The organism is Sphingomonas phoenicis, assembly GCF_047238005.1.
Classification (GTDB): Bacteria; Pseudomonadota; Alphaproteobacteria; order Sphingomonadales; family Sphingomonadaceae; genus Sphingomonas.
Genome location: NZ_JBDFMC010000002.1, coordinates 1,429,706 through 1,444,045 on the forward strand (window position 1 = coordinate 1,429,706; position 14,340 = coordinate 1,444,045).

The 14,340-nt window shown below is 70.3% G+C and carries 15 protein-coding genes; 7 read left to right on the forward strand and 8 right to left on the reverse strand.

The window, feature by feature from the left end; genetic code table 11:
* Positions 1-143: 143 nt before the first annotated feature.
* Entirely contained in the window at positions 144-734 is a 591-nt protein-coding gene (locus ABC319_RS08080) for a glycine zipper 2TM domain-containing protein (protein ID WP_413069727.1), read from the forward strand.
* 60 nt (positions 735-794) lie between these two features.
* Here the strand turns inward: ABC319_RS08080 and ABC319_RS08085 are convergent, their stop codons facing one another.
* A complete protein-coding gene (locus ABC319_RS08085) occupies positions 795-1,016 on the reverse strand; it encodes a hypothetical protein (protein ID WP_413069728.1) in 222 nt (73 codons plus the stop codon).
* A 175-nt stretch (positions 1,017-1,191) separates the two neighbouring features.
* On the opposite strand from ABC319_RS08085, the gene crcB reads away from it, so the two are divergent.
* Genes crcB through ABC319_RS08100 form a run of 3 tightly spaced genes read left to right on the forward strand, consistent with a single transcriptional unit; the run spans position 1,192 to position 3,250 of the window.
* Positions 1,192-1,566 (forward strand): fluoride efflux transporter CrcB, encoded by a 375-nt coding sequence (crcB, locus tag ABC319_RS08090; protein ID WP_413069729.1) that lies wholly within the window; start codon positions 1,192-1,194, stop codon positions 1,564-1,566.
* Positions 1,563-2,663 (forward strand): RluA family pseudouridine synthase, encoded by a 1,101-nt coding sequence (locus tag ABC319_RS08095; protein WP_413069730.1) that lies wholly within the window; start codon positions 1,563-1,565, stop codon positions 2,661-2,663. The genes crcB and ABC319_RS08095 overlap by 4 nt, the downstream gene beginning before the upstream one ends.
* Positions 2,663-3,250, forward strand: a complete 588-nt coding sequence (locus tag ABC319_RS08100; RefSeq protein WP_413069731.1) for an FMN-binding negative transcriptional regulator — start codon at positions 2,663-2,665, stop codon at positions 3,248-3,250. Before ABC319_RS08095 ends, ABC319_RS08100 begins: the two co-directional genes overlap by 1 nt.
* Here the strand turns inward: ABC319_RS08100 and ABC319_RS08105 are convergent.
* From ABC319_RS08105 to ABC319_RS08115, 3 genes are read right to left on the reverse strand one after another with little or no spacing between them, the layout of a single operon-like run.
* The gene (locus tag ABC319_RS08105) at positions 3,247-3,933 is read right to left on the reverse strand and encodes an aspartate/glutamate racemase family protein (RefSeq protein WP_413069732.1); all 687 of its coding nucleotides are present in this window, start codon (positions 3,931-3,933) and stop codon (positions 3,247-3,249) included. The two genes, ABC319_RS08100 and ABC319_RS08105, sit on opposite strands and share 4 nt — an antisense overlap.
* Positions 3,934-3,942: 9 nt before the next feature.
* A complete protein-coding gene (locus ABC319_RS08110; protein WP_413069733.1) occupies positions 3,943-4,497 on the reverse strand; it encodes a hypothetical protein in 555 nt (184 codons plus the stop codon).
* Between the two features lie 2 nt (positions 4,498-4,499).
* On the reverse strand, positions 4,500-4,829 hold the full coding sequence (locus ABC319_RS08115) for a PadR family transcriptional regulator (protein WP_413069734.1): 330 nt from the start codon (positions 4,827-4,829) through the stop codon (positions 4,500-4,502).
* A gap of 112 nt (positions 4,830-4,941) precedes the next feature.
* Here ABC319_RS08115 and ABC319_RS08120 point away from each other — a divergent pair, with 112 nt between their 5' ends.
* From ABC319_RS08120 to ABC319_RS08130, 3 genes are read left to right on the forward strand one after another with little or no spacing between them, the layout of a single operon-like run.
* On the forward strand, positions 4,942-5,610 hold the full coding sequence (locus tag ABC319_RS08120) for an HAD-IA family hydrolase (protein ID WP_413069735.1): 669 nt from the start codon (positions 4,942-4,944) through the stop codon (positions 5,608-5,610).
* Positions 5,607-5,825: a hypothetical protein gene (locus tag ABC319_RS08125; RefSeq protein WP_413069736.1), complete on the forward strand. Its 219-nt coding sequence runs from the start codon at positions 5,607-5,609 to the stop codon at positions 5,823-5,825. Before ABC319_RS08120 ends, ABC319_RS08125 begins: the two co-directional genes overlap by 4 nt.
* Positions 5,822-6,499, forward strand: coding sequence for an ATP12 family chaperone protein (locus ABC319_RS08130; protein ID WP_413069737.1), 678 nt, complete (start codon positions 5,822-5,824; stop codon positions 6,497-6,499). The genes ABC319_RS08125 and ABC319_RS08130 overlap by 4 nt, the downstream gene beginning before the upstream one ends.
* 6 nt (positions 6,500-6,505) lie before the next feature.
* Here ABC319_RS08130 and ABC319_RS08135 read toward each other — a convergent pair whose 3' ends face one another.
* From ABC319_RS08135 to ABC319_RS08150, 4 genes are all read right to left on the reverse strand, one after another.
* The gene (locus tag ABC319_RS08135) at positions 6,506-11,497 is read right to left on the reverse strand and encodes a hypothetical protein (protein WP_413069738.1); all 4,992 of its coding nucleotides are present in this window, start codon (positions 11,495-11,497) and stop codon (positions 6,506-6,508) included.
* A gap of 71 nt (positions 11,498-11,568) precedes the next feature.
* Positions 11,569-12,714 (reverse strand): hypothetical protein, encoded by a 1,146-nt coding sequence (locus tag ABC319_RS08140; RefSeq protein ID WP_413069739.1) that lies wholly within the window; start codon positions 12,712-12,714, stop codon positions 11,569-11,571.
* A 44-nt stretch (positions 12,715-12,758) separates the two neighbouring features.
* Positions 12,759-13,247 (reverse strand): hypothetical protein, encoded by a 489-nt coding sequence (locus ABC319_RS08145; RefSeq protein WP_413069740.1) that lies wholly within the window; start codon positions 13,245-13,247, stop codon positions 12,759-12,761.
* Between the two features lie 11 nt (positions 13,248-13,258).
* Entirely contained in the window at positions 13,259-14,209 is a 951-nt protein-coding gene (locus tag ABC319_RS08150) for a hypothetical protein (RefSeq protein ID WP_413069741.1), read from the reverse strand.
* Positions 14,210-14,340 lie beyond the last annotated feature (131 nt).

A 14,340-nucleotide genomic window follows, 5' to 3' on the forward strand; every position in this document is an offset into this window, starting at 1 on the left:
TCGCGGCCATGCCGCGGCGCCCCTTTTCGTTGGCCGGTGGCGCCGCCGGCTGCGCTGTCGAAACGATGAACGCGACGTAGTTTTGGGTTCACGCAACCCGGCGTAGAACCGGCCGTTGGCACCCCATCAAAAGGAGAGTGTGTATGCGTTTCGCCTTCCTGTCCGCGGCCTTGGCCGCGACCGTCATGACCGCCGTTCCCGCCGCCGCGCAGGACACCCGGCGCGAAGCCAATCGCGAGTATCGCAACGAGGTGCGCGACGCGCAGCGCGATTACCGGCGCGACATCCGCAACGCCGATTCCCGCCGCGACGTGCGCGAGGCGCGCCGCGATTATCGCCGCGAGGTGAACGACGCCCGGCGCGATCGCCGCGACGACATCCGCGACATCCGCCAGGACCGGGCGCGCGACTGGCGCCGGTATCGCTCGTACGACTATAATCGCTTCGAGCCGGGGCAGCGCACCTATTACGCCGACCGCTACTATCGCGACGGCCGCTATTACCAGCCGCGCCGGCTGGGGCGGAACGACCGCATCTATCGCGGTTACAACGGACGCTATTACTGCCGTCGCGGGGACGGCACGACTGGCCTGATCGTCGGAGGCATTGCCGGCGGTGCGCTGGGCAGCCTGCTCGACAATGGCCGGTCGAGCCTGCTCGGTACCCTGCTGGGCGCGGGCGGCGGCGCGCTGCTCGGTCAGTCGATCGATCGCGGCAACGTGGTCTGCCGCTGATCGAGGAAGGACCCGGAGCGATCCGGGCCCTTTGCCCGTCGGATCAGGCGCGGCGTTCGTTCAGATCACGCCGCCACCCAGCATCAGGCGCAGCGAGAAGATCACGATCAGCACCAGGTTCATGTTGCGGCCGCCGTTCGTCGCCGACATCGCACCGATTCCGGCACCGACGATGCCGATCGGGATGACGAGCCAGTTCATCCAGCCGAGGAACGGGAAGAACGCGACGAGGCCCAGGGCCAGCGTCACGAAACCGAAGACGATCGATACCAGGTTCAGCATGACGTGAATGTGCCCCTTCCCCATCCGGACGACAAGAGTGTCGCCTGACCGGACGGGAGAACCGCCCGTACCCCGCCCGGTTGCATGTTTTCGCCTGTCCCATTTGGCCGTGCGGCCCGGCGGGCTCGATCAGACGGCGTTTGCCGCGCCAGCATGCAGCGGCTAGGGCGGCGCAATGCCCTCGTTGATCCTCGTGATGCTTGGCGGCGCGCTCGGATCGGGTGCGCGGCACCTGACCGGCCGGGCGGCGCTCGCGCTGATGGGCCCGGACCTGCCCTGGGGCACGCTGACCGTGAACCTGGCCGGCGGGTTGCTGATGGGAATACTGGTCGGCGTGCTGACCCGGACGACGGCGCCGGAGGGCTGGCGCCTGTTCCTGGCGGTCGGGGTGCTCGGCGGGTTCACGACCTTCTCGTCCTTCTCGCTCGACGTCGTGACATTGGCGCAGCGCGGGCAGATCGGGATGGCGGCCGGTTACGCGCTGCTGTCGGTGGCGGGATCGATCGCGGCACTGGTCGCGGGGCTGACGATGACGCGGAGCTGGGCATGAGTGACAAGAAAGAAGTCCGGCAGTTCACCGTCGGCTATGACGACGACGACATCCGGCTGGATCGCTGGTTCAAGCGGCACCTGCCCGACACCAGCTTCACGACCGTCGCCAAATGGGCGCGGACCGGGCAGCTGCGCGTCGACGGATCGCGCGCCACGCCGGGCGACCGGATCAGGGCGGGGCAGATCCTGCGCGTGCCCCCCGCCGAGGCGCCGCTGCCCGCCGGCCAGAAGCCGGAGCGGGAGCGCGCCGTCCTGACCGACGACCAGAAGTCGTTCATGCAAGACATGGTGATCCATCGCGATCCGCAGGCGTTCGTGCTGAACAAGCCGCCGGGCCTTGCCACGCAGGGCGGCACCAAGACGACCACCCATGTCGACGGGCTGCTGGACGCGCTGCGCAACGACGACGAGGGCCGGCCGAAACTGGTCCACCGGCTGGACAAGGATACGTCGGGCGCGCTGCTGGTGGCGCGGACGGCGCGGGCGGCGGCGTTCTTCGCCAAGGCGTTCTCGGGCCGGACGGCGCGCAAGGTCTATTGGGCGCTGATCGTCGACGTGCCGTCGATCGAGGACGGCATGGTCGAGTTGCCGATCGCCAAGCAGCCGGGCACCGGCGGCGAGAAGATGCATGTCGACGAGGAAAACGGCCAGGCGGCGCGCACCCGTTACCGGGTGATCGAGCGTGCCGGCAACCGCGCGGCGTGGGTCGAGCTGCAACCCTTTACCGGACGCACCCACCAGTTGCGCGTGCACATGGCGGCGATCGGCCACCCGATCGTCGGCGACGGCAAATATGGCGGGCCGGCGGCGTTCCTGACCGGCGGGATCAGCCGCAAGATGCACCTGCACGCGCGCCGCATCCGCGTCGACCATCCCGATGGCGGCCGGATCGACGAGGTCGCCGACCTGCCGACGCACTTCGCCGAAAGCCTGGCGAGCCTGGGCTTCGATCAGGCGCTGGGCGACGCGCTGGAGTTGCAGGAGGACAAGGGCCCGCCACCCAAGGCGGTGCTGAAGCAGCGCGCCAAGGCGCATGCCAAGTCGGTCCGCAAGGAACGCCGCGGCGAGCGGCGCGGGCGGGGCACGCGGGACTGATGCATCCTGCTCCAGCCTTCCGGAGCGACGAGGACTGGCTGGCGGTGGCGGCGGAGATCGGGTTCGCGCACATCTTCGTCGCGGGTGCCGACGGGCCGATGGTCGTCCATGCGCCGGTGACGCTGCACGACAGGCGGCTGCGCTTCCACGTCGCGCGTTCGAACCGGATCGCGCCTCACCTGCCCGGCGCGACGGCGCTGGCGAGCGTGCAGGGCGTCGACGGTTATATCAGCCCGAACTGGTATGCGGCGCCGATCGATCAGGTGCCGACCTGGAATTACGTGGCGGTCGAGATCGACGGGGTGGTGACTCCGCTGGACGAGCCGGCGTTGCTGGAACAGCTAGACGCGCTGGCCGCGGCGCACGAACCGCGCGTCAACCCGACGGCGCCGTGGACGCGGGACAAGACCGATCCCCGCCGGATTGAGATGCTGCTGCGTGGCATCCAGGGGTTCGAACTGACGCCGGCGGCGGTGCGGGGAACGCGGAAGCTTAGCCAGAACAAGACCGCCGCCGATCGCGCCGGCGTGGTGGCCGGGCTGGAGGCGATCGGGCACGACGCGCTGGCCGCCGCGATGCGCGGCTAAAGCGCCCAGTCGATCGCCGCCAGCGCGTGCAGGCGGGTAGTGTCGAACAGCGGAACGGCGCTGTCGGTGTCGTCGACCAGCAGCATGATCTCCGTACAGCCGAGCACGATCGCCTCCGCGCCGCGATCGACCAGGCGCGCGATGACGGCGCGGTAAGCCTGACGCGAGGACGGCTCGATCCGCCCGCCGACCAGCTCGTCATAGATGATGCGGTGGACGGTGGCGCGGTCGTCTGCATCGGGGATCAGCACGTCCAGCCCGTGGCGGGCGAGCCGGTCGGCGTAGAAGGGCTGCTCCATCGTGAAGGCGGTGCCGAGCAGGCCGACCCGACGATGCCCCGCCGCTGCGACGGCCCGGCCGGCCGCGTCGCCGATGTGGAGCAGCGGGATGGCGACGGCGGCGGCCACCCGGTCGGCCAGCAGGTGCATGGTGTTGGTGGCGATCAGCACGCACCCGGCACCGCCCCGCTCCAGCGCCTGCGCGGCGGCGGCCATCTCGTCACCCAGCGCGGTCCAGTCCCCCTCATGCTGAAGCGCGACGATCGGCGCGAAGTCGACCGACAGCATCAGCACGCGCGCCGAATGATGGCCACCCAGGCGGGACCGCACCTCCCGGTTGAGGATGCGATAATATTCGAGCGAGCTCTCCCAGCTCATCCCGCCGATGATGCCGATCGTGCGCATGCTTTCCCCTTATCGCAGCAGTCGCCGGCCAGTGTGCCGCAGGACGGCGGTGCCGAGAAGATAGCTGGCGAGCGCGAGTGCGAGCGTGAGGGGGACGACCCAGATGCCCAGCAGTTCGGGCGCGGCGGGTGCCGCGCCGAGCACGCCTGCCGAGAAACCGCCGTCGAGGCGCCACGCGCCGACATGATCGGGGGCGAACGGCTTCGCCAGCGCCACCGCCGCAAAGGCGAGCGCGAACAGGTAGCACAGGGTGGCGGCGAAGATCGCAGCCGCGCCCATGGCACGACGGCTGCTGCGGCCGAGCAGCGCGACCAGCAGCGCGCGCGGCCCCGAACCGGCCACGGCGCCCGCCAGCTCATATTCCTCCATGAAACCGCGGCCCAGCGCATACGGCGTGCCGAGCCCGGCGAAGGCGCGGTCGAGCGTGTCGCTGCCACCGGCCGCGCTGTCGACGAGATGGCTGCGGATCTCGCCGGTCAGGGCGGCGCGTTCGGCGGGGTCGAGCCGCTGGAGCGACCAGCCGAGACGGCGGACATAGTCGTTGATGCGGCGCTCGTCGGTCATCGTCATTCCTCCACCAGTTGATCGATCGTCTGCCGGAAGGCCGCCCAACGCTGGCGCATCAGCGCCAGCAGCCGGCGGCCGTCGTCGGTCAGCACATAGTATTTGCGCGGATTGCCGCCGCCTTCCGGCGATTCCCATTCGGCCGCGATCCGCCCCGCCTTCTCCAGGCGGGCGAGCAGCGGATACAGCCCACCCTCGGTCACCAGTTCGTCGCCGGCGTTCACCGACGCGAGCAGTTGCAGGCCGTAGGCTCGCTGGCGGGCGAGGACGGCGAGCACCACCAGTTCCACGGCGCCCTTGCGCAATTGCGACTGCCATGAGTCCACGTTCATGCCGTCATATTACCCAATGTACCTTGTTATGCAAGTGCAGGCTCGTTGCATCGACGTGGCGGTGTCGGCAGAGGTGAGTAATGGAATCCATCATGATGCGCAGTCGACCGGCATGACCATCCGCCTCGCCGTGTTCGACTGCGACGGGACGCTGGTCGACAGCCAGGCCAATATCGGCCGGGCGATGGACGAGACCTTCGCCGCCGCCGGGCTGCCGGTACCACCGCGTGCGGCCACGCGCGCGATCGTCGGGTTGAGCCTGGCGGAGGCGATGCGGGCATTGGCGCCGGGGCTGGCGGACCGCGAGCATCACGAACTCGCGGCGGCGTACAAGCTGGTCTATCAACGGCTGCGCCGCGACGATGCGCTGGACGACGAGCCGTTGTTCGAGGGGGTGGCGGCGGCGATCGACGCACTGTCGGGTGCCGGGTGGCTGCTGGGCGTGGCGACCGGCAAGTCCGATCGCGGACTGGCGCATGTGCTGGAGCGGCACGGGCTGACAGGTCGTTTCGTCACCTTGCAGACGGCGGACCGGCATCCGTCGAAGCCCGACCCGGCGATGCTGATCGCGGCGATGGCGGAGGCCGGCGCCGATCCGGCGGCGACGGCAATGATCGGCGACACCAGCTTCGACATGGCCATGGCGAAGGCGGCGGGCGCGCGGGCGGTGGGTGTCGCCTGGGGGTATCACGGCACCGATGAGCTGGCGTCGGCCGGGGCGGCGGTGATCGCGCACCATGCCGACGAACTGTTCGCGATGCTGGAGCGGGTGCCGGCATGAACGTGCCGCTGGCGACGGCGCGGCGGCGCTGGCTGATCATCGGCGGGGTGCGGCTGGCGGGGGCCGGCGGGGCGCTGCTGGGGCTGATCCTGGTGGGGCGGGCGATCACCTGGGGACCGAAGATACTGGGCGTGGCGCTGGTCCTGTCGGCGATGCTGATGATGATGGTCGTGCCGGCCAGTCTGGCGCGGCGCTGGCGGAGCGACGGGCGATGAGGCGGTTCTGGACCGGGGTCTCGGTGGTGGACGGTGGCGTGCTGCTCGACGGCAAACCGGTGCGCACGCCGGGACGGCTGCCGCTGGTGCTGCGCACGCCGGCGCTGGCCGAGGCGGTGGCGGCGGAATGGCGGGCGGTCGACGGCGAGATCGATCCGCGCGGGATGCGGCTGACCGGCCTCGCCAATGCCGCGATCGAGCGGATCGCGCCGGCGCCGGAAGTGTTCGCGGCGGGGCTGGCCAGCTATGCCGAGACCGACCTGCTCTGCTACCGTGCCGATGAGCCGGCAGACCTCGTCGCGCGGCAGGCAGCGATGTGGGATCCGCCGCTCGACTGGGCGCGGCGGCGGTACGACGTGCATTTCACCATCGCGACCGGGATCGTCCACCGGGCGCAACCCCCGGCCACGGTGACGCGGCTGGCGGAGGCGCTCAGTGCGCAGGATGCGTGGACACTGGCGGCGCTGTCGCCGATCGTGACGCTGACCGGGTCGCTGGTGCTGGGACTGGCGCTGGCGGAGGCGGCGATCGATCCGGATGCGGCGTGGGACGCGGCCGAACTGGATGCGACGTGGCAGGCTGAACGCTGGGGCCAGGATGCATTGGCGGCGGAGACGCTGGCGGCGCGGCGGGTGGAGTATGACGCGGCGGTGGCGTTCCTGCGGCTGGCCTGAGCGGGATCAGCGCCCTGCCCGGCCGACGCCGAACAGCGTCTGGTCGAACTTCAGCCGCATCGTGACATAGGGTCCCGCACGGGTCTGGCGTTCCGCCTCGAAATCGCGGTCGCGATAGCCGGAAATATTGTAGCCGATCGTGACCCACAGGTTCTTGGCGGGCGACGCGCCGAGCGTCGGACCGACGCTGAACCGCAGTGCGTGGCGGCTCCAGGCGTGCTGCACCGCGCCCTGGATGCCGATGTCGAGCGACGGCGCGATGTCGCGGCGCAGCTCGAACCCGGTCACGTCGATATAGCCGGTATATCCGTCCGCCCCGAACTTCCCGCGGACCCATTTGGCGCTGTAGTAGACGGTCGCTTCCATCCCGTGGCCGACACCCTCGTCGCCGCTGCGATAGTTCAGCGCGAGATTGTTGATCGCGCGCAGCGACGCCTGATAACTGCCGCCGATCGCCGGTACGCCCAGCACGTTGCGGTCGGTGAAGCCGGCGTCGGCACGCTCCTTGCGAAACTGAAGACGATCGAGGAGCGACCAGCGGCTGTCGAGCGGACGCCACGCCAGCGCCAGGTCGGCGGTGGCGCTGGACGCGATCGCGCCGTTATCCTGCCGGACCTGATACCAGCGGAGCGACGAGGCGAGCGTGCGACCCTCCCCCAGCGAACGCAGGACGTTGCTGGTGATGCCGAAGCGGTCGCCGGCCTGCCCGTCGCGGTACTCGGCGCGACCGTTCCACGTCCAGCGCGGGGCGCGATAGGCTGCGCCGAGGGTAAAGGCGGCATAGTCGCCATTGGAGCGGTCGGTGCCGGTGATGCCGGTCGGAGCTAGCGACCCGCCCGAGGCGACCGGCTGGAACGCGTTGATCGCGGCGCCATCGGCGATGCGCCCGCGCACCGTGCTGCTGGCGTCGAGCGTGGCATCGACCGTCCAGCGCTTGCCGAGCGGCACCGACTGTCTGAGCCCGTATTGCGCGAAGGTGCGGCCGCCATTCTCCCGCACGCCCTGCTGGTTCAGCGTGCTCATCAGCTTGCCGCCCGTCCAGGGCGCGACGTCGAAGCCGAACTGCGCGGTGCGGGCCGAGAAATCCTTGCCATCGGCGATCTCGTACCCGCCGATCAGGCGGATGCCGGGGCGCAGCCGATAGGCGGCGGTGATCTGGTGCCGGACGGGAAAATCAACGCTCGCCTTGCTGCCCCCCGGCGCGAACTGGGTCTGCGCGGTCACCGCCAGCTTGCCGCCGAGCAGCCCCTGCGTGCCGCCCAGCGTCAGCAACCGGCTGTCGCGATCCTGCCCGTCGATCCCACGGTCCATCGACCACTGGGTGCCGACGAATGCCGTACCGGCGGCACGGCGCCATTCCAGCCGCGCATCGAGCGCCGTGCGGCTGCCGGCGGTATCGAGCTGCTGCTGGTGCCAGGCGGTGCCGGTGAGCGACAGCCGCTCGGCCAAGCGGACGCGGCCGTCCAGGCCGAGCTTGCGCGTCCCGCCCTCGACAACGTTCTGCTGGTTCAGGCCGAAGCCGCGATCCTGCTGGCGGGCATAGCCGATCACGTCGATCGCGCCGTCGTGATGCTCCGCCTCGACCAGCCAGGCGCGGCCGGCACCGACGCCGCCCGGGCCACCGCCGGCGCCCTCGGCGCGGATCTCGGTCGTGTCGGTGGGACGGATCCGGGCGTCGACGGCAAGGACGGTGGCGTTACCGACGGTATCGTCGTGGAGCGCGGTGACGCCGATCTCGACGCGGCCATCGGCGGTCCGGGCGGCGGCGCGGCCGCCGGCGGCGACCTTTCGGCTGGTGCCGTAATTCTCGTAGTCGACCACGATGAAGATCGGGTTCAGCTGCGCGTCGCGCGTCAGCACCGGCTCGCGGAAGCGGATCGTGCCGGCGACCGGATCGATGTCATAGTCGATGTGACGGGTCATCGGCGTCGACGCGACGATCCGTTCCGACCGGAAGCGGTCGCGCACCTCGATGCGGAGCTTGTCGCTGTTGGGAACGATGTCGCGGCCGGACAGGCGGTACGGTCCGCTGAGACCGTTGCCGGGGATCTCGTCGCGGCCATAGCGCTCGTCGGTATGGGCGCCGAAGGCGGTGATGGTCAGCGCGCCGTTCTGGTACGCTGCCTTGGCGCCGTTCAGCGTGCGGCTGTAGCGGCCGAGGCGCGTATCGGTCAGCCCGGTTTCGAAATCGCCGAACAACGCGTAGAACTCGCGCCGCTCCAGACGCAGGTACAGCTTGCCCGCGGTCGGCGCGTCATAGGCCTGTTGAGAGCCGTCGCCATAGACGGTGTAGTAGCGATCGGGATCGATCGTGCCGAGCAGCCCGCGGCTGCGATCCCGTCGCCGGTCGCTGTCATACGCGATGGTGGCCAGCCACGACCCTTTCACCCGCCCCTTGGCATAGAGGGCGAGCTGGCCGTCGGCATAGACCTCGTCCTTGCCGCGCGTCGCCATCGGCTTGCCGTGGCGCTGAAGCATGTCGTACCCGAAGGTGCCGGCGCCGAAGCCGACTACCGTCCACTGCTTGCCCGCTGCGGACAGCCATGCGCGCAGTTCGCTGGTGCGGACGAGTTTGTCGTCAACGAGGCTGACGGTCGCTCGCACGGCGCCGGCCTGGGTGGTCGGCTGGAGCGCGATGAAGGCGAGGCCGTCGTCGCCGACGACGCGGGCGGTGGCGACGGCCGCCGCGTCGGTTTTCGTATCCTGACGGCGGGCCTGCTCGAGCGCGACGTCGAGTGCGGGCGCATAGGGTCGATCGACCTGGAAGGGCAGCAGCGTGCCGGCGCGGACCGGCCGGCCAGTACGGTCGGTGACGCGCACCGCGATCAACGGACGCGTGATGCCATCGGCGATCAGCCGGCCGAGTTCGGGCACCAGTACAGCCCGCGTCGCAGCGCCCGCGACATGGACGACGCGGCCCAGCGTCTCGACGACATGGCCGTCGGAGGCGAGGACGCGGGCCTCGATCCGGTTGTCGCCCTCTACCAGCGGCAGGCCGCTCCAGCGGGAGATCGCGATCGTTCCTTCGGGGTTCCGGTCGGTCGCGTCGAAGGCGAGCGGATCCGACAGGACACCGTTGACGCTGAGCGCGACCCGCTGGTCGGGCCCGTGCTTCACCACGACGCGCACGGCGGGGCTGCGCGGATTGTGATCGACCTGCGGAAACAGCATCGCGATCCCCGGCCGCTGCCCGGCGAACCAGTCGCGCGTGCCGCCGCCCGCGGCGGTGGCGGCGTCGACGACGGCGACGGGCAGCGCGGCCGCCGTGTCGGCTGCACGGCCGGTGGGACGCAACTGGAAGTCGACACGCTTCAGCAGGCCGCCATCACTCTCGACGAAGCGGGAGATGGCGCTGCCCGCCTGACGGGTGTCGTCATCGCAGGCCACCGGTTCGTACGCCGCGGGCATCGTGCCGGTATCGAGCTGGACGACATGGCGGCCGGGGCGGACGCCCTCGAAATGGTACAGCCCGTCGCGGTCGGTGACGACGAAGGTGCCGTCCTCCATCAGCAGGCGGACACCGGCGATGCCGCGCCGCCCGGCCGCCGGGTCACCGCACGCGCCCGCGGTGACCCGGCCGATGACGGTGAAGCCGTCGCTGAACAGCAGCGGACGGATACGGACGGAGGCCGATGCCTCGTTCGCGGTGGCACCGCCCGATCCCGATGCCAGGACGCGGTTCACCGCCTCCCCCGGCTTCGCGCCGGGTGCGACCGACATCACGTAGGTGACGGCGACATTGTCGCGGGCGGCGACGGTGGGCAGGGTGAAATCGAGGTTATGGCCATCGGCGGACAGAAGCGGCTGATCGGCCCCGCGCGCCGATCCTCGCTCGTAACGGAGACCGGCGGGCATGATATCGGTCAGGTGGATGCCGGAGACCGGCCCGTCGCCGCGATTCTCCAGCATGACGCGGAACTGCACGAAGTCGCCCGGCGACGCCTCCCTGATCGAGGCGGTCTTGGTGAGGAGGAGGACGGTGTCCCCCTGCCGGTCGAGCGGAATGTCGGCGTAGAACGGGTCGGGATCGATCAGGGTGAACCGCCCGCCGAACGACGCGGCGTTGATCAGGAACGGCCGCCCGATCGGATCCCGCAACGCGGCGAGCACTGCGCGATCCTGCGTCGAGGGCGCCGTGTAGCGGCCGGGCGGCACGACGCGGAGGTGGTAGGTGCCGGCAGCGACGAGCGGAAAGCGGTAATGCCCCTGCGAAAAGCTGTAGCGCCTACCGCTGGCGTCCTGCGCCGCACCGCCACTGACGACGGTGGAGGGATAGCGGCTCGTCCCATCCTCGCCGAAGACGATCGCGGGGCGGTCCTGATCGTCGAGCAGCGTCACCTCTGCCCCGTCGATCAGCGCACCGGTGGTCGAATCGAAGATCAGTCCGGCGGGATCGATCAGCGTCTCCGACGTGGAGGCGAGGCTGTAGTCGTCCTCCTGGAACGTCAGGATCAGCCTGGTCCCGCGCGCGAAACTGGGATCGCAGGCGGCCAGTTCGGGATAGCTGCCGACCGCCGGCACGCCCCCGGCGAACACGCCCGTGTCGGTGTCTGTCTCCATCAAGGCGATGCGACCGTTGAAGTCGCCCGACGCCACGGTGATCCATGCCATCTCGCGCGTGGCCGGATCGTGATTGCCGCCGGGATTGTCGAGCACGAAAATCACCGGCTCGTTCGTGTCCAGTGCCGCCGCCGGCGGTGCCGCGGCCAGCGTCGCGACATCGATCGGCGCGGGCGTGAAGCGACGGGTGGCGGCGTCGCACGCCATCCCCGCCATCCGGTAACCGGCCGGTGGCAGGCGGAAGCTGAGCGAGGTCGTCGTCTTGTTGCGGTCGATCGAGAGCGCGACGGTGTTCGACCGCACGATGGTCCGCGCAGCGGCCGGACCGAAGGTGAGCGTCGCGGTATTCTCGACACGCGTCGCCTGCCCGGCCGCAGGGGCGGCAGGCGCCAGCCCGATGAGGGCCAGGGCAAGGGCGAGGCGGCGCGCGATGGACATGCGTGGTCGGTCCCCGGCGCACATGGCTGAACCGGAGCGGCTTCTCCTGAGCTGGAGGGGATCGGCGGGTGCTAGTTGATCGTCACCCTGAACGACGCGGCGATGCGGCCGCCGCCGGACACATCGCCGACGTTCGCCGTCACCGTCTTCGTCGCGGTATCGAACGAGGCGGTCACGCCGTCCGTCTCGGCGGCATCGTCGGCATCGTCGTCCTCGGTACTGCCGAGCACGGTGCATGCGATGCCGAGCACCCCGGGTGCGCCGATCGACAGCGACCCGGCGACATAGGTGGTGTTGGCCGGCACCACGTCGGTCAACACCACGGCATTCGCGGGCGTGGTCAGCGTGGCGTTGTTGACGGTCAGGCAATATTCGACGGTGGCGCCCGGTATCGCCTTGGGATTGAGCGTGTTCACCCCGTCGGACAGGATCCGCGCCGACTTGGCCACGGTCAGCGCGACGTTGCGGGTGCCGATCTGGTAACCGGAATAGGCGCGGCCCTGACCGTTGCGGGCGATGTCGCCCAGGTTCAACGTGCCGTCGCTGTCGTCGTCGGCGAACACGATGTCGACGGTGTTGTCGGCATTGCCCAGGTTCAGGTCGGTCGGGATCAGGGCCGCACCCTTCGTATTGGCGGCACCGCCGGCGGCGGCGGTGACGTGGAGCGAATCCCAGGCGATCGAGGCGCTGGGCGTCGTCGGCACGTTGCCGACCAGGAACACCGTCGCCGATGCGTCGGGAGCGAGCTCGTCGATATAGGTCGCGGTGTCGGTGCCCGGATCATAGACGCCGTTGCCGTTCGAATCGACGAACACCTTCAGGTTCAGCATGTCGAAATTGTCGGCGCCGGTAAGGATACCGGTCAGCAGGCCAGGCTGGTCCGCCTCCAGCAGGAAGTCCTGGGTGCCGTTGGTCAGGTTGGTGACCTTGAAGGTGGTGACGGCATTCTGCTGGCCCAGATTGACCTGGGTGTAGCCGCTCTGGTCGGTGATGACCGTGAAGTTGACCTTGCGGTCGACGACGAAGCTGGCGGTGGTCGAGTTGGTGGACTGGTCGGTGCCGTTGACCTTGTACGTCACGCTGGCGGTGTTGCTGATGACGGTGCCGGCGGCGGTGGTCTGTGCCGCAGGCGTCTGCGCCTGGGCATGGGCGGCGCCGGCAAAGCCGATCGCGGCGGTGCCGGTCAGCAATGCCGCGACGAGCTTTTTCGCGAACATGGAATGATCCCCCTGATGGACGGTGGTTGCCGGGCGGTGCCGGATCACTTCAGCACCGCCTGGAAGGCGAGGCGGCCGGCGGCGCCGGGTGCGAGCGGCGCGTCGAGGCGCCAGCGGACATGAGTGACGTCGGCGGCGGTGGCGGGACGGCTGACGCCGCCGGGCTGCGCGACGCGGAGCGTGGCGAGCGGCCCGTACGTGCGGCCATCGACCGATACGTCGGGCACCTTCGACCCGTCCGCCGGCGCGCGATAGGCGATCGCCGACGGCACCGGATTGTCGAGCACGATGTCGGCGAGCGGCTGACGCCCGGTGTTGCGATAGGCGAGCTGGAATACGACCCAGTCGCCGGGCACCACCCGGGTGGCCGGCACCAGCGCGACGCGGGTGGTGCCGTCGGCGGCACGCTGTCTGGCCTCCACCAGCACCTGCGAGGTGACCTCCAGCGGGCCGGCGGCCATGGCGGGGGCGACCATCAGCAATCCGAGCAGCGATACCGACGCCGCCGCACTGGCGAAGAAGCTGGGAAACATCGAAACGGTCCTCATTGGATGCGGGTCTGGAAACGGATGGTGCGGAGCGTGGCGGCGCCGACGTCACCGACCGCGACATGGACGGTGGCGCCGTCGAACATGGCCGCGTCGCCGTCGTCGGCATCGGTCAGCGGCCGGTCGTCCAGGGTGATGCTGCCGGGAACGAAGACGGTGCCGGCGGGAACCACATCGGCGATGTCGACGGCCGCAACCGGACCGGCGAAGCGCGCCTCCAGCCGATAGGTGATGATCGCCCCCGGGCGGGCGCGGGCGGTTCCGTCTGCAGCGACGACCGACTGGAACTTGTCGAGCCGGGGTGCGGCCGCGGCGCCGTCGACCAGCAGCGTGCGGGCATTCGCGCTTGCGCCGGTCTGGCCGATCACCACGTCGGCGCCGCCTTGGCCTGCGCCCGGCACGACGGTGCCCGGCGCGCCATGGCCCTTGCGCGCGGTGGCGGCGAGAGAGACGGCGGCTCCGGCAGTGCCGCCGCGCACCAGCACGAACAGCCGGCGCCGTTCCCCGGCGGCGAGCGTCACCGCACTGGCAGAGAGCGTCGCGTCGCGGCCGGCATCGTAGCGGCCGTCGCCGTCGCTATCGACCGCCACGCCGACAATCTCCGTCCCGCGGTCGGCCGTGGGCAGCAGCGTGAAGGTGTCGGCACCGTTGCCGGTATCCGTCACCACGAAGCCGACCGGCAGCACCGCGTTTGTCGCGGCGACGGCGACGTTCGGCGCATCGGCGGTGACGGCCACGTCGAGGACCTCGTCGACGACGAGGGCGACGGTGTTGCTGGGCACGCGCGCGGCGGCGGTGCCCTGGCCGAAGACCAGCGCGGCCGTATTCTCGATCCGGGTGCCGGCGGGCGTCGTCGCCGCGGCGAGCGGGGCGCACGGCAGCAGCACGGCGACGATCGCCGCCGCCGCTCGTTCCGGCCCTGTCCGCAAGGCGCCTGCCGCCAGCATTCCGTCGATCCCCCGCGCAACCGAATGTGCGCAAGCCGACGAGACGCCGAAGTCGTTAAGCGGAACTTACCCGGCGCCCCCCGGAACCAGGTGATTCGACCATGGTCGTAGGAGGGCGAGCCGATCGGTCG

What these genes read in the sequence shown, in the direction of transcription:
- ABC319_RS08080 (WP_413069727.1), top strand. Translation starts at nt 144, where the DNA reads ATGCGTTTCGCCTTCCTGTCCGCGGCCTTGGCCGCGACCGTCATGACC.
- ABC319_RS08085 (WP_413069728.1), bottom strand. Translation starts at nt 1,016, where the DNA reads ATGCTGAACCTGGTATCGATCGTCTTCGGTTTCGTGACGCTGGCCCTG.
- crcB (WP_413069729.1), top strand. Translation starts at nt 1,192, where the DNA reads ATGCCCTCGTTGATCCTCGTGATGCTTGGCGGCGCGCTCGGATCGGGT.
- ABC319_RS08095 (WP_413069730.1), top strand. Translation starts at nt 1,563, where the DNA reads ATGAGTGACAAGAAAGAAGTCCGGCAGTTCACCGTCGGCTATGACGAC.
- ABC319_RS08100 (WP_413069731.1), top strand. Translation starts at nt 2,663, where the DNA reads ATGCATCCTGCTCCAGCCTTCCGGAGCGACGAGGACTGGCTGGCGGTG.
- ABC319_RS08105 (WP_413069732.1), bottom strand. Translation starts at nt 3,933, where the DNA reads ATGCGCACGATCGGCATCATCGGCGGGATGAGCTGGGAGAGCTCGCTC.
- ABC319_RS08110 (WP_413069733.1), bottom strand. Translation starts at nt 4,497, where the DNA reads ATGACCGACGAGCGCCGCATCAACGACTATGTCCGCCGTCTCGGCTGG.
- ABC319_RS08115 (WP_413069734.1), bottom strand. Translation starts at nt 4,829, where the DNA reads ATGAACGTGGACTCATGGCAGTCGCAATTGCGCAAGGGCGCCGTGGAA.
- ABC319_RS08120 (WP_413069735.1), top strand. Translation starts at nt 4,942, where the DNA reads ATGACCATCCGCCTCGCCGTGTTCGACTGCGACGGGACGCTGGTCGAC.
- ABC319_RS08125 (WP_413069736.1), top strand. Translation starts at nt 5,607, where the DNA reads ATGAACGTGCCGCTGGCGACGGCGCGGCGGCGCTGGCTGATCATCGGC.
- ABC319_RS08130 (WP_413069737.1), top strand. Translation starts at nt 5,822, where the DNA reads ATGAGGCGGTTCTGGACCGGGGTCTCGGTGGTGGACGGTGGCGTGCTG.
- ABC319_RS08135 (WP_413069738.1), bottom strand. Translation starts at nt 11,497, where the DNA reads ATGTCCATCGCGCGCCGCCTCGCCCTTGCCCTGGCCCTCATCGGGCTG.
- ABC319_RS08140 (WP_413069739.1), bottom strand. Translation starts at nt 12,714, where the DNA reads ATGTTCGCGAAAAAGCTCGTCGCGGCATTGCTGACCGGCACCGCCGCG.
- ABC319_RS08145 (WP_413069740.1), bottom strand. Translation starts at nt 13,247, where the DNA reads ATGTTTCCCAGCTTCTTCGCCAGTGCGGCGGCGTCGGTATCGCTGCTC.
- ABC319_RS08150 (WP_413069741.1), bottom strand. Translation starts at nt 14,209, where the DNA reads ATGCTGGCGGCAGGCGCCTTGCGGACAGGGCCGGAACGAGCGGCGGCG.